The organism is Streptomyces sp. NBC_01190 (assembly GCF_045039895.1).
Classification (GTDB): domain Bacteria; phylum Actinomycetota; class Actinomycetes; order Streptomycetales; family Streptomycetaceae; genus Actinacidiphila.
In genome coordinates this window covers 1,425,055-1,439,333 of record NZ_CP108580.1, presented here as the reverse complement: position 1 = coordinate 1,439,333, position 14,279 = coordinate 1,425,055, and the positions used below count along the sequence as shown (strand labels likewise).

Genomic DNA, 14,279 nt, shown 5'->3' with positions numbered 1-14,279 from the left:
GCGGCGGGTCAATCCGCCGTAAAGGCGGTTCATCCCACGTCTTGACAGCCCGACCTCGCACCTCGATGGTGGGAGCGCTCCCACAGGTTCAGTTCTGTTATCCCCCCACCAGAACCGCGAGGAGGACCCTCTCGCATGGGAAGATTCCTAGGAAAGCGGATACGGAGGCTGGCCACGGCGTTCGCCGCCGCGCTGGCCCTGCCGCTGGCCATGACGGCCGCCGGAGGCGGCCCGGTGGCGCACGCCGCCACCATCCAGTGCAGCGTCGACTACACGACCTCCGACTGGGGCTCCGGCTTCACCGCCAACGCCAAGATCACCAACGTCGGCACCGCCGCCATCAGCGGCTGGACGCTGACCTACGCGTACACCGGCAACCAGACGCTGCAGAGCGGCTGGAACGGCACGTGGTCACAGTCGGGCCACAACGTCACCGTCGTCGCGCCCGACTGGGGCAAGACGATCGCGGCCGGCGCGAACGTCACCACCAGCGCCAACTTCGGCTACAGCGGCACCAACACCGCCCCCACCTCCTTCGCGGTGAACGGCACCGTGTGCGGGGGCGCGCACCAGCCGCCGCTGCCGGTGCTGACCAGCCCGGTGGCCGGGGCGACCTACAGCGCGGGCGCCACCGTCCCGCTGGCCGCGACCGCGGTCGCGGCGGACAACGCCACGATCAGCAAGGTGGAGTTCTACAGCGACACCACCCTGCTGGCCACGGACACCACCGCGCCGTACACCTTCAACTGGCAGTCCGTCCCGGCGGGCGACTACTCGCTCTACGCGAAGGCGTACGACAGCCTGGGCGCCTCGGCCGAGTCCACCCCCGTGGGCCTGCACGTGGCCGCCGGGCCCTCGGTCGTGGCCAGTCCCTCGTCGGTCGCGGTGCAGCAGGGCAAGACCGGCACCTTCGCGGTGAAGCTGTCCGGCGCGCCCGCTTCGAGCACGACCGTCACGGTGGCGCGTACGGCGGGCAACAGCTCGCTGTCCGTACAGTCCGGCGCGAGCCTGACCTTCACCCCGGCCAACTGGAGCACCGCGCAGACCGTCACCGTGGCGGCCGCGGCCACCGGCACCGGGGCGGCCACCTTCTCGGCGACCGCCACCGGCTACGCCGCGGCGAACGTCACGGTCACCGAGATCGCCGCGACCAGTGACTACGACGCCCGGTTCCTCACGCTCTACGGGAAGATCACCGACCCGGCCAGCGGGTACTTCTCCCCGCAGGGCATCCCGTACCACTCGGTGGAGACGCTCATCGTGGAGGCCCCTGACTACGGTCACGAGACCACCTCGGAGGCGTACTCGTACATGATCTGGCTCCAGGCGATGTACGGCCAGGTCTCCAGTGACTGGTCGAAGTTCAACGCGGCCTGGGCGACCATGGAGAAGTACATGATCCCCCAGCACGCCGACCAGCCGACGGGCGCTTCCTACGACCCGAGCAAGCCGGCCACCTACGCCCCCGAGCACCCGCTGCCGTCGGACTACCCGTCCAAGCTGGACAGCAGCGTCACCTCCGGCGTGGACCCGATCGCCAACGAGCTGAAGACGGCCTACGGAAACTCCGACATCTACGGCATGCACTGGCTGGAGGACGTCGACAACATCTACGGCTTCGGCGACACCCCCGGCGGCGGTTGCGAGGCCGGTCCGAGCGCGGCCGGCCCCTCCTTCATCAACACCTTCCAGCGCGGTGCGCAGGAGTCGGTGTGGGAGACCGTGCCGCAGCCGACCTGCGACGCCTTCAAGTACGGCGGCAAGAACGGCTACCTCGACCTGTTCACCGGCGACTCGGCCTACGCCAAGCAGTGGAAGTACACCGACGCACCCGACGCCGACGCGCGGGCGATACAGGCCGCGTACTGGGCGGACACCTGGGCCAAGGCGCAGGGCAAGAGCGCGGACGTCGCGGCCACCGTGGCGAAGGCCGGCAAGATGGGGGACTACCTGCGGTACTCCTTCTTCGACAAGTACTTCAAGAAGATCGGGAACTGCACCAGTCCGTCCTGCCCGGCGGGCACCGGCAAGGACAGTGAGCACTATCTGCTGTCCTGGTACTACGCCTGGGGCGGCTCGAGCGACACCTCGGGCGGCTGGTCCTGGCGGATCGGGGACGGCGCCTCGCACTTCGGCTACCAGAACCCGCTGGCCGCCTACGCACTCACCACCGACTCGGCCATGGCGCCCAAGTCGGCCACCGGCAAGGCGGACTGGACCACCAGCCTGAGCCGGCAACTGGAGTTCTACCGCTGGCTCCAGTCGAGCGAGGGCGCGATCGCCGGCGGTGCCACCAACAGTTGGAACGGGGCCTACGAGCAGCCGCCGTCCGGCACGCCCACCTTCTACGGGATGGCGTACGACTGGGAGCCGGTCTACCACGACCCGCCGTCGAACCAGTGGTTCGGCATGCAGGCGTGGTCGATGGAGCGGGTCGCGGAGTACTACCAGCAGACCGGTGACGCCAAGGCCAAGGCGGTCCTGGACAAGTGGGTGACCTGGGCCATCTCGAAGACCACCATCAACGCGGACGGCACCTTCCTGATCCCGTCCGACCTGCAATGGAGCGGCGCGCCCGACACCTGGAACGCCTCCTCACCGGGCGCCAACACGGGTCTGCACGTGACCGTCTCCGCTTACGGCAGCGACCTGGGCGTCGCGGCGGCCTATGCCAAGACGCTCGCCTACTACGCCGCCAAGTCCGGCAACACCCAGGCGCAGAGCACGGCCAAGGCGCTGCTCGACGGCATGTGGAACAACTACCAGGACCCGCTGGGCATCGCCGCGCCCGAGACCCGGACGGACTACAGCCGGTTCAACGACCCGGTCTACGTCCCCTCCGGGTGGACCGGCACCATGCCCAACGGCGACAAGATCAGCTCCGCGTCCACCTTCGCCGAGCTGCGCTCCTTCTACAAGAACGACCCCAACTGGTCGAAGGTCCAGGCGTATCTGAACGGAGGCACCGCGCCGTCCTTCACCTACCACCGCTTCTGGGCACAGGCGGACATCGCGATGGCGATGGGCGCGTACGCGCTCCTCTTCAACGCCTGACCCCCTCACCCTCCGGGGCACCCGGCTGAAGAAGTCGGGTCCCCCGGTCCACCGCGCGGCCGGGTCCAGCCTGTTCCCGGCCGCGCGGCCATGGCCGGGGTGCCACGCAGCTTGGGCCCAAGGGTTTGCGTACAGAGTTCACGTCTCCGATCAAGAGCCGCAATCCTGCCTGCCATCGCTCATAACCGGACATCAACCCGATTATGGGACCTGGCGGGAGGTTCGCGTTCATATGGTGATCCAGAGCGTTGGCTTCGGCGGGCGCCGCGCCGCTGTCCCGCGCACCCCGGATCCCCTGGAGACTCCTTTGGAAGCACGGTCCACCAACCCTTTCCTCGCCCGGCGCGAGGAAATTCCGCCCTTACCTGACACCGGCACGCCCCGTGCGACAACCTCGTTGCTACCACCGGCACATACGTCGGCAACGGGATTATTACTCGACGCGTTCGACGCCCAACTGTTCCGTGAGAACGCCGGGACGGCCGCGGCCAAACTGCACGACCATCTCTCCGAACTCTCCATCAGGGGACTCGACCTCATCGACCCGGCCACCTTGTCCGAGGCGGCCAGGGCCCTGATGACCGAAGAGCGGGAGGAGGCGGCAGGACTCGACGAGAAGAAACTCGCGGCGATCATCGATCTGTACGTCAGGACCGGAATCCCGGTCCACTCGCCCGGTTACATGGGCCGGCAGTTCTCCGGAGTCGTACCGCTCGGCGGGGTCATCGACTTCGTCAGTTCCGTGGTCAACCAGCCGTCGTCCTTCTACGAGGCGGCCCAATTGCCCAATGTGGCCGAACGCATCATGGCCGACGAGCTGAACAGGTTCATCGGCTGGGATCCCGACCGCTTCGCCATGGTGACCACCTCCGGCGGGTCGCTGGCCAATCTGACCGCCCTGCTGGCGGCGAGGAACCGGGCCTTCCCCGACTTCTGGGCGGCGGGCAACCCGGCGCTCGACGGAGCGCCGCGTCCCGCCATCGCGACCGGAGCCGACGCGCACTACAGCGTCTCCCGGGCGGCAGGCATCATGGGCATCGGCGAGGCGCAGATCGTCCGGCTGCCACTGGACGCCGAACAGCGGATCGACCTCGACCAGGTGGGTCCGGCGCTGGCGGCGGCCGAACAGCGGAACCTGAAGGTCTTCTGCCTGGTCGCCTCGGCCGGCAGCACCGCGGTCGGAGCCTTCGACCGGATCGACGCGCTCGCCGACCTGGCCCGGGAGCGGGGCCTGTGGCTGCACGTCGACGGCGCGCACGGCGCGAGTCTGCTGGTGTCGGACAAGCTCCGGCACAAGCTGAAGGGCATCGAGAAGGCCGATTCGCTGGCCTGGGACGCGCACAAGATGATGTTCGTGCCGGCCCCCTGCACGCTCCTGTTCTACCGGGACAAGGAAGCCGGCCTCGGCGCGTTCCGGCAGAACGCCAGCTATGTGTTCGACGAGAAAACCGACCCCTATACCGAACTGGACAGCGGGGACAAGAACTTCGAGTGCACCAAGCGCCCGATGATCATGCCCCTGTGGTCGCTGTGGGCCCTCTACGGCCGAGGTCTGTTCGCCAAGAAAATCGAATACCTCTGCCGGCTCACCGACGACGCGCACCGGATTCTCTGCGCCGAGCCCGACTTCGCCGCGGTGCACCGCCCGGAGGCGAACATCATGTGCTTCCGCTATCTGCCGTCCGGCCTCCCCGACGGGAATGTGCACGGCCTGCAGAAGGCGATCAGGGACCGGATCAAGCGGCAGGGGAACTTCTTCATCTCGAAGGTGGATATCGACGGCGTCGCCGCACTGCGCGTCGTGATGATGAACCACCGCATCACGACCGACCACTTCACGGCGCTGCTCAGCGAGATTCGCAGGGTCGGCGCGGAAGTGCTCAGCGGCGATTCCGGCGCCGGGCTCTGACCCGCCGGGCCGCAGCGGGCCGGAAGAAAGCCGCCGTGAATCTGAAATGAATCCGCCCTGAAATCCGCCATGAATCCACCAGAAATTCGCAAGAAGGCTGCCCGAAAGCCGGCAGAAGCCGAGAAAAGAGAACCGTACATGACGTCGACGATCGTCCCGCAGGCCCGGATCTCCCCGCACGCGGCGGCCGAACTGGCCGCCCATCTGATCCCGGAGGCGGAGCTGGCGCCCGGATCGGTCTCCGCGGTCGCACATCTCCCCTCCTTCGCCGACAAGATGCGCGAGAGCGAGCGCGTCTACGGCACTCCGTACAGCGAGCTGGCACACGAGATCCAGGACGCGCTCGTGCTGCGCCGGCTCCAGCAGATGGTCAACACGGTGCTGCTCAACCCCCTGTGGCGGGACCGGCTGAAAGCCGCCGGAGTGACGGGTGCGCCGCGGACCATGAAGGACTGGCAGCGTATTCCGCTGTCGGACAAGGACGTTCAGCGTGACTTCTTCATGGAGTCGCGTCCCGGCATGGTGGTACCCCTGAGCCGGGGCGGGTTCGAGATCGTGGCCAGCGGCGGCACCAGCGGAGGCCGGCCGCTGGAGACCGTCTACTCGCTGCGGGAGCTGCGGGACACCTATGAGGTGGCCGGCCGCTTCATGGGCACCTACCAGCTCGGCCGCTTCCTCACCGGCACCGACCCCAAGTGGCTCTGCACCACACTGGCGGACTACCAGATGTGGAGCAGCGGCACCATGGTCGGCGGCGTGCTGCAGAACGTGCCGGGCGTCAACTACATCGGCGCGGGACCGGTCACCGCCCCGGTGCTCGAGCACATGTTCAGCTACCCGGGTCCCAAGGCGCTGATGGGGATCTCGGCCGGTATCGCCATTCTCAGCGACCTCGGCGCCGGCATGAGCCAGGAGGCCAGGGAGAGCTTCCGGGTCGCCCTCTACGGAAGCGGGGTGCTTCCGCAGCGCAAGCGGGCCGAACTCCAGGCGCTGTACCCAAACCTGGTCGTCCTCAGCTATTTCGCGGCCACCCAGGCGGAGACCATCGGGCTCCAGCTCACGCCTGACTCCCCTTACCTGACCTCGGTACCCGGCCTGCACCTGGTGGAGATCGTCGACGAGCAGGGCCGCCCGACCGCCGAGGGCGAGGAGGGGGAGCTGGTCGTCACCCGGCTGCACGCGCACGAGACCCCGCTGCTGCGCCTCAAGCTGGGCGACCGGATGATCCGGCGGCCGGCGCTGAGCGGCCCCGGCCTCAACGCGCAGCAGTTCGAGTTCGCCGGTCGCACCGGTGACGTACTGCACCTCAACGACAGTCAGTACTCGGCCAGTCGCGCGTACGCCTCGCTGCGCGACGAGTTGCGGGCGGCGCGGGCGCTCGACCTGGACGAGGTGGCCCACGAGGTGCAGTTCGTGAACCACCGCGAGAGCCGGACCATCACCCTGCTCGCCTCGGTCGACGACGTGCCGGGCCTGACGTTCCACCTGGAGAGCGCGCTGGGTCCGCTCGGCCTCCGGCGGGTGTTCGTCAACGCCCTGCCCGCCTCGCTGTCGTTGTTCAACCACGGCGAGGCGAACGCCGCTTCGATCGAGAAGACCGGCTACAGCTTCCAGGTCCGGCTGGTGCACCGGCTGTCGCCGGAGATCGAGCGGACGGACGTGGGAAAGGTGCCGCTGGTACGGGACCGGGGCTAGCCGAGCCGAATCCGGGCCGGCGGCCGCTATCGGGCGGCGTGCCTGCCACCAGCAGAACAGGAGCGGGAATGAAGGAAAAAGTGAACATCGTCGTCATCGTCGACGTCATCGGGGCGCTCTCGGACGGCTCATTGCTCAACGGCAATCTCTCCCTGGTCGACGACGGCTCGTTCGACAGCACGGGACAGGGAACTCCGGAGCTGTGCACCGTCGTCCAGCCCGGCCAGGTCGTCGAGTGGTCGGCGCTGGCGATCGACCTGCAAACGCCGGTCGAGATCAAGAACGTCACCTTCCTCGGCGCGGCCGAGGAGCCGCCGGACGCGGCCGGGAGCCCCGCCGACGACGGGCGGCTCGACCTCAACGTGTGGTCCGGCGTGGTGCCTTGTATGGCGCCGGGCATCCCCTTCCCGTACCGGCTGGAACTCCAGATGTACGAAGGCGGCCACAGCGTGCTGGGCGTCGAGTCCCCCGCGTTGATGTGCCGGTAGCCCGGCACCCCCACGAGCGAGTCCATCAGGAGGCAGGCCCATGGGCCAACAGCTGGCGATCATCGTGCTCGTGGACACCGGCAACGCGCTGGAGTCCAGGACGCTGGAAGGCAACACCTATCTGTTCGACAACATGAAACTGCAGGGATCCGAGGGCGAGGGCACCGGTGACCTGGTGACCGCCGTCAACAGCTCAACCTGGAGCGACGGTTCACAGGCCAGTGAGGCGGTGCTCAACTGGCTGCCGTACAGCCTGGGTTCGATCCCGCCGACGGTGCCGCGGAGCTATCAGGCGGACCGGGCCCGGCAGAGCGACCAGCAGGCGCTCGACGCCCTGTCGACCCTCGCCGACCGGCCGGCGACCTCCACCGCCGAGACCGCCTCCGAACTCAGCCGGATCCAGCGGACGGCCGGCACCCGGGTCAGGTCGACAGCCCGCTCCCGGAACCCGTCCGGGCACAAGCTCCTCGATGTCACCGGCAACATCGTCACCGACCAGGGCGCGGGCGCGCACAGCTATCCGCCCCCGGTGATCACCGACATCACCGGCGAGGCGGTGGATCTGAAGATCATCTACCCGGCCGAGTACGGCTCACCCGATCTGGTGACCGACGGCTGGTACTGGTCCGCGACCGTCGACACCTCGCGGCCGGGCACCTACGCCTACACCATGCACATCCAGCTCCATGAGCTGGTGCACCGGGCGGAGGACTGGCTCTGGGAGCCGGTGACCCTCCAGGTCGACTCCAATCTCAAGATCACCTCGGAGCCGAAGCGCAACGCGTTCACCAAGGCGGGCCTGGGTCTGCTGCCGCTGCCGCTGCCGCTGCCGCTGCCCGCCCCGCCCGGTCTCGCGTAAGCAACCGGCGACTCAGCCGGCACGAGGAGGAAGAAGATGACCGCCAAACCGAGGCAGTCGCGGACGGCCGCGGCCGCCGCCACGACCGCGAAGCGACCGATCTCGATCACCGCCGTCGTGGACTGCGTGGGAGCGCTGGCCGCGCAGGACATGCACGGCAGTCTCTACCTGTACGACACCAACAAGGCCGGCGGTTCCACCGGCTTCGGCACCGACGAACTGCGGACGCGGGTGCGCGGTGGCGACCAGTTGCTGTGGACCGCGCTGGCGCTGGAGTGCGAGGCGTTCGTCAGCATCGACGCCGTCGTCATCGACACCGACGTCTGCGAACCGGAGCGGAAGGTGTTCCCGGGCACCGATGTCTCCTACTGGATCGGAACGGTGAAGAAGGACACCGCCGACGCCGTCCCGTACCAGCTCAGCTTCCGGCTGGGCACCCGGACCGAACCGATCACCACCACGGTGCCGCTGATCCTGGACGCCGACGGCGCCGGACCTGCCTGACCCGCGGCGAGCGCGCAGAGGAGCGTTGATGAGCGCAACGACGACCACGACGGCGACCACGTCGACCCAAACGACCAGGGCGACTAAAACGAACACGGCGACCAGGGCGAACCCGGCGACCGCGAGTACTGAGGAAAAGCAGAATCCAGGACAGCTCAACTCCGTCCAGCTCAACGTCGTCACCCTGGTGAACATGGAGCGGGCGACGGCCTCCGGCTCACTGACCGACTCCATGTACATGATGGACAACAGCATCGGCGGCTCGGGACAGGGCACCTCCCGGCTGGAGACGGTCTGCAAGCAGGGACAGGTGATCAACTGGATCATCCGCCCCATCGACATGGAGAAACGGCTGGACGGCAGCTGGCCGCCCATGCCCAAGATCAACAACATCGTCTTCCTCGACACCGAGGCGGGCGACGACGAGGACGTCGCCGAGCACAAGCTCTGCACCGAACTCAAGATCTACGGCATGCCCGACCGGATGCGTTCGCCGCTGACACCGGTCTACTACTACTGGGCCGGCGTCGTCCTGAGCACGGCGAAGCCCGGTCTCTACCACTATCGCCTGCTGCTTGAACTGGAGCAGGAGCACAGCAAGGAGAAGGTCTACCTGAACACGGTCCAGCACCCCGCCCTGCGGGTGATCGGCATCTGACGCCAACGGCCGCGGTGCGGGGCGGCGCCGATCGGCGCCGCCCCGCACCGCGCCTCCCGTTCGACCGGGCCACCCGGCTCAGGAGGGGGTGGTGACTACCGCGTCTCGTAGCCGTTTCGTCCTGGACGGCCGCCGCCGCGGCGCTGGCCCTGGCGGCGGCACCCGCGTCGGCCTACGGCCCGTCGTACCGCAACGCCTCGACGTGCAGCCTGTCGATCTCGTCGAACACGGGCGGAATCTACTTCGAGATGCCCCGGCTGACCGCGGTGAGCATGGTCTGTTGGACCGACAGCCAGCAGTGGAACGGCACGAACCGCTGGTTCAAGGTCAACTCGGGGTACGGCACCGGCTACCTGATCGCGACGCAGGTGTCGAACCAGACCTCCGTAGGACACTGCTGATGTGACGGGGCGGCGCCCGCATGAGGGCCCTCCCCGCGGCCGGGGCCGGGTGCCTACGGGGGTTCAGGCGCCGGCGCCGCGGTCCGCGGGGAGGGTGCGGGCGAGGAGCAGGGCGGTGTCGTCGTCGGTCGGTCCCTTGGGCACCATCGTGTCGATGACCGACGCGCACAGGTCGTCCAGGGCGGCGAAGGGGCGGCCGAGTGCCGTGCGCAGGCGTTCCATTCCCTGGTCGATGTCGCTTGTGCGGGTCTCGATCAGGCCGTCGCTGTACAGCGCGAGGACACTCCCCTCCGCCAGCTCCATCTCGGTCGACTCGAAGTCCCCCAGACCCACGCCGATCGGCGCGCCCGGGGACAGCCGGGCGAAGTCGACGGAACCGTCCGGGGAGACGATCGCGGGCGGGGGGTGGCCGGCGCTGGCCAGGGTGCAGCGCCGGGTGGCCGGGTCGTAGACGATGCACAGGCAGGTGGCTCCGACGCTGACCTTGGTGAGGTCGGTGTCGTCGGCGGGGTCCTGCTCAAGTTCCAGGACGAGTCCGTCCATCCGGGTGAGCAGCTCGTCGGGCGGGATCTGGAGGGTGGCGAGGGTGCGGACCATCGTGCGGAGCCGTCCCATGGTCGCCGCCGCGTTGATGCCGTGGCCGGCGACGTCTCCGACGACCAGGGCGACCCGGCCGCCGGACATCGGGATGACGTCGAACCAGTCGCCGCCGACGCCGCCGTGGGTGTCGGAGGGCAGGTAGCGGAAGGCCACCTCGACCGCACCCTCACCGGTCAGGTGGTGCGGCAGCAGATCGCGCTGGAGCGCGAGGGCGGCGGTTCGCTCACGGGTGTAGCGAAGGGCGTTGTCGAGGCTCAGGGACGCCCTTTTGGCGAGCTCCTCGGCGAGGACGAGGTCGGCCCTGGTGAACGGGGCCGGGTTCTCGGTACGGACGAGGACGACGACGCCGAGCATCGATCCGCGGGCCTGGAGCGGGACGATTATCAGGGAGTGCATCCCCGTGGCGTGGATGACCCGCGCCCGGTCCGGGTCGTTGTCGAGCCAGGTGCCGGGAGAGGTGTCGAGGACCGGTTCGAAATGGGAGGTCCGGCTGTGCAGCACGGCGGTGAAGGGGGACGTCGGCGGGACGAAGACCGGTGTGCCGCGGGCCCAGAGCGACTCGCGGAGATCGGCGTGGATCGACGCGACTCCGGCGCGGTAGAACCCCGGAATACGGGTGTCGGGGGACTTCAGGTGTTCCAGCGGCTCCCGCCCGAGCGGAATGGCATCGGCCAGGTCGATCGTGGTGTAGTCGGCGAGGTACGGCACCATGGTCTCCGCCAGTTCCTGCGCGGTGGCCATGGGGTCCAGGTTGGCGCCGACGCGGCTTTCCGCCTCGGTGAGCAGACCGAGCCGGCCGCGCACGCCCACGCCTGGGACGTCCACCGGCGCCGAGCACGGCCCGAGCGGCCGGCCGTCCGGCCCCTCAGTCCGGGGGTCGGGCGCCGCCCAGACCAGCCAGCCCGCGCTCCCGTCCCCGCCGTGCAGGGGTGTGACCCGCAGGGTGGCGACCGCTTCCCGGCCGTCGCCACGCCTGATCGGCACCCGTCCCGACCAGGAGGTGCTCGCGAAGAGGTCGCCCACGGCAGGACCGCCCGCGGCCAGCAGGCGCGCGGCAAGTCGACGCCGCACCTCCTCGGCCGGATGGCCCCACAGGCGCTCGGCGGCTCCGGTCCAGGCGGTCACCCTCAGGTTTGAGTCGATCACCAGGAGTATGTCACTGGGCTCCGGCCCGGTCTCCGTCTCCTCGGGTGTCATGAAGACAGCTTTGCGCATATCTCGTATATTCCGCATATCATGCACATGCGCTGGATGCCGTGGCTGCTGATGACGCCTTACGCCATCGGTGAGCCGTCCCGGCCGGAGGTGAGCCGTCCCGGCCGGAGTGGCACCGCACCCGCCACACCGCGCGCCTGATCCGGCTGAGGACGTCCGAGGAATCGGCGGCTCCGCCGAGGTGATCGGGTACCGGTCGGGACCGGGAAGCCGTACGGGCGCGGATCACGTAGCGTGGTGAGTGCCCGTACTCTCTCGTCGCCTGCGGGGAGCTGCCATGGATCTGCCGGTCGCCGGCCTCGGTGAGCAGGGCTTCGTCCTGGGCGCGCTGGCCGTCGCCGTGGTGGACGGCCGGGGTGTGGTGACCGGATGGTCGCCTCAGGCCGCCCGGCTGCTCGATCAGCCGGCTTCCGCTGTCTTCGGCCGCCCCTTCCGGGACCTGTACGTCCCGGCGGGGCGCGACCCCGCCGGCGCCGTGACCCCGGGGACGGTACCGACCGAGGGCAGGGTGACACTGCGCCGCGGGGATCAGGGAAGCATCGAGGTCGACCTCTGGGCGGTGCCCCTCACCGATGACGACCGCGCGTACGCGGTGATGTTCGCCGACGCCGCGGCGACGGGCGAGTGGGGGCAGGCGATATCCCTGCTGCGGACGGTCCTCGCCCAGCGGCACTTCGGTCTCGCCGTCCACGCCATGGACCTCAGCCTCGTCTTCAGCAACACCGACCCGGAGACGTTCGGCGCGTTCGGCAGCCGGCTGGACACGATCCTGTCACCGCAGGACGCACGGGACGCGGACGAGACGCTCCGGCGCGTGCGGGACACCGGAATCCCCGTGATCGCGGAGATCCGGCACGTGCGCTTCCGGCAGGTGCCCCATGCTCAGCGCACCATCTCCCTGACCGTGTACCGCCTACAGGACGCCCGCGGTGATCCGAGCGGAGTCGTCGCGATCGTGCACGACGTCACCGAGGAGCAGCGGGCCGGCGCCCATCTGGACCTGCTGCACTACGCCGCCGAGCGCATCGGCTTCTCCCTCGACATCGAGCGCACCGCGCAAGCGCTGGCGGATGTGGTGGTCAGCGGATTCGGCGACCTGTGCACGGTCGACCTCTCCATCTCCGTCATGCGGGGCGACGAGCCCGCGCCGATACGCGGCGGCGGCGACGTGGCGCTCCGCAGGATGGCGACCGGCTCGTCGACCGGGGTGTGGCCGGAGCCGGTGCTGCCCGTCGGATCGCAGTACCCCGTCCTCCCGGACAGCCAGCCGCTCGTGCGGATCCAGCGGGGCGAGACCGTCGTCATGAGCCGGGATGAGGTCCTCCAGGCCGTCGGCGAGGGCCCGAACATCGCGTTGATGGTCCCCGAAGGCGCCCACTCACTGGTCGTCGCCCCCCTTTTCGCCCGCGGCCTGCTCCTGGGCACGGTGACCGCCTGGCGGGTGGCCCAGCCGCGCCCCTTCGACGCATCCGAGGCGGGCCTGCTGACGGAGATCGGTTCGCGGGCCGCCCTCGGCATCGACAACGCCCGCCGCTACACCCGCGAACGCAATGCGGTCCTCACCTTGCAGGAGAGGCTGCTGCCCCGGGCCGTCACCGAATCGCTCGCCGCGCAGACGGCCGGGGTGTACCGTCCGGCCGGCGGAAGCTCGGAGCCCAGCGGTGACTGGTTCGACGTCATCACACTGCCCTCCCTCAGAGTGGCCTTCGTCGTCGGCGACGTGATCGGACACGGACTGCGCGCGGCGGCGGACATGGGCCAGTTGCGGACAGCGGTGCAGACCTTCGCCAATCTGGAGCTGGAGCCCGGCGAAGTCCTGGCCCACATGGAAGACCTCGTGCAGCAGCTCGCCGCCGGATCCCCCGAGGACCGGACCGACTCCATCGGGGCGACCTGCCTCTACGCCGTCTACGACCCGACCACCCGTCAGTGCGCCTTCGCCAGTGCCGGACATCCGCCGCCGGTCATCGTCAACCCGGACGGCACCTCGCGGCTGGTCGGCGTCGAGCCGGGACCGCCGCTCGGGGTCGGGGGAGTGCCCTTCCAGTCCAAGAGCGTGCACGTCACACCGGGCAGCATGATCGCCATGTTCACCGACGGCCTGCTGGATCTGCGCTCGCTGCGGGACGACGGGGCCGACACGGCCGCTGGGAACGGTGGGGATGGCGGGGCCGCCGGGGACGGCTTGGAGCGACTGCAGGAGAGGCTGCGGGTCCTGTCCACCCCGGAACGGCCGCTGGCGGAGATCGGCAACGCGCTGGTGGCCGAGGCGGCCGAGCAGCCCCCGCGCGACGACATCGTGCTGCTGCTGACCAGAACGCGCGTGGTCCCCTCCCGCAACGTCGCGTCCTGGGAGTTCCCGGCCGACCTCTCGGCGGTGGGGGAGGCCAGGGCGGCAGCCGCCCGCCAGCTCGCCGACTGGGAGCTGGACGACCTGGTGTTCACCACCGAGCTGGTGGTCAGCGAACTGATCACCAATGCGGCACGCTACGCCGGCGGCCCCGTCCAACTGCGGCTGATCAGGAACTCGGTGCTCATCTGCGAGGTGTCCGATCCGAGCAACACCCAGCCCCGGGTGCTCAGGGCAAGCTCCATGGACGAGGGAGGCCGCGGCCTGTTCATCGTCGCGCAGTGCACCACCCGCTGGGGCTGCCGCTACGGCCAGCAGGGCAAGACGATCTGGACCGAGCAGCCCCTCAGCGGGCGGACGGCCCAGCTGGCGCCGGTGTACGAAACCCCCTGACCCCCGCCCGGCCCGGCTCACCCCGCGCCCCGTCGTCGTTCGCCGGGCTGTGTGCGGGGGCGCGAGGTATTGGTGACCGGTAGCGCACGGTCAGCAGGTAGGTGCCGCCGGGCGCGGCGTCCGCGGGCTTCGCCGAGGCGGCGGGCGCGGACA

Annotated in this window: 10 protein-coding genes; 9 read left to right on the top strand and 1 reads right to left on the bottom strand. The window is 69.4% G+C overall.

Features of this window, described 5'->3' with window-relative positions:
• Positions 1–135 precede the first annotated feature (135 nt).
• The 8 genes from OG519_RS06055 (at position 136) to OG519_RS06020 (ending at position 9,568) form a co-directional block, all read left to right on the top strand.
• Positions 136–3,054, top strand: a complete 2,919-nt coding sequence (locus OG519_RS06055) for a glycoside hydrolase family 48 protein (protein ID WP_405579634.1) — start codon at positions 136–138, stop codon at positions 3,052–3,054.
• Between the two features lie 397 nt (positions 3,055–3,451).
• Positions 3,452–4,963 (top strand): pyridoxal phosphate-dependent decarboxylase family protein, encoded by a 1,512-nt coding sequence (locus OG519_RS06050; protein WP_405579632.1) that lies wholly within the window; start codon positions 3,452–3,454, stop codon positions 4,961–4,963.
• A 138-nt stretch (positions 4,964–5,101) separates the two neighbouring features.
• Positions 5,102–6,658, top strand: coding sequence for a hypothetical protein (locus tag OG519_RS06045; RefSeq protein WP_405579628.1), 1,557 nt, complete (start codon positions 5,102–5,104; stop codon positions 6,656–6,658).
• A gap of 68 nt (positions 6,659–6,726) precedes the next feature.
• Entirely contained in the window at positions 6,727–7,146 is a 420-nt protein-coding gene (locus OG519_RS06040; RefSeq protein ID WP_405579625.1) for a hypothetical protein, read from the top strand.
• Between the two features lie 40 nt (positions 7,147–7,186).
• A complete protein-coding gene (locus OG519_RS06035) occupies positions 7,187–8,005 on the top strand; it encodes a hypothetical protein (protein WP_405579622.1) in 819 nt (272 codons plus the stop codon).
• Positions 8,006–8,041: 36 nt separating this feature from the next.
• Entirely contained in the window at positions 8,042–8,509 is a 468-nt protein-coding gene (locus OG519_RS06030) for a hypothetical protein (protein WP_405579620.1), read from the top strand.
• 28 nt (positions 8,510–8,537) lie between these two features.
• Positions 8,538–9,167 carry a hypothetical protein gene (locus tag OG519_RS06025; protein ID WP_405579617.1) on the top strand — a complete coding sequence of 210 codons (630 nt, stop codon included), beginning with the start codon at positions 8,538–8,540 and terminating at the stop codon, positions 9,165–9,167.
• Between the two features lie 248 nt (positions 9,168–9,415).
• The gene (locus tag OG519_RS06020; protein ID WP_405579614.1) at positions 9,416–9,568 is read left to right on the top strand and encodes a hypothetical protein; all 153 of its coding nucleotides are present in this window, start codon (positions 9,416–9,418) and stop codon (positions 9,566–9,568) included.
• Between the two features lie 63 nt (positions 9,569–9,631).
• Here OG519_RS06020 and OG519_RS06015 read toward each other — a convergent pair whose 3' ends face one another.
• On the bottom strand, positions 9,632–11,383 hold the full coding sequence (locus OG519_RS06015; RefSeq protein ID WP_405579611.1) for a SpoIIE family protein phosphatase: 1,752 nt from the start codon (positions 11,381–11,383) through the stop codon (positions 9,632–9,634).
• Between the two features lie 277 nt (positions 11,384–11,660).
• Between OG519_RS06015 and OG519_RS06010 the strand changes: the two genes are divergently transcribed.
• Positions 11,661–14,126: a SpoIIE family protein phosphatase gene (locus OG519_RS06010; RefSeq protein WP_405579608.1), complete on the top strand. Its 2,466-nt coding sequence runs from the start codon at positions 11,661–11,663 to the stop codon at positions 14,124–14,126.
• Positions 14,127–14,279: the final 153 nt, after the last annotated feature.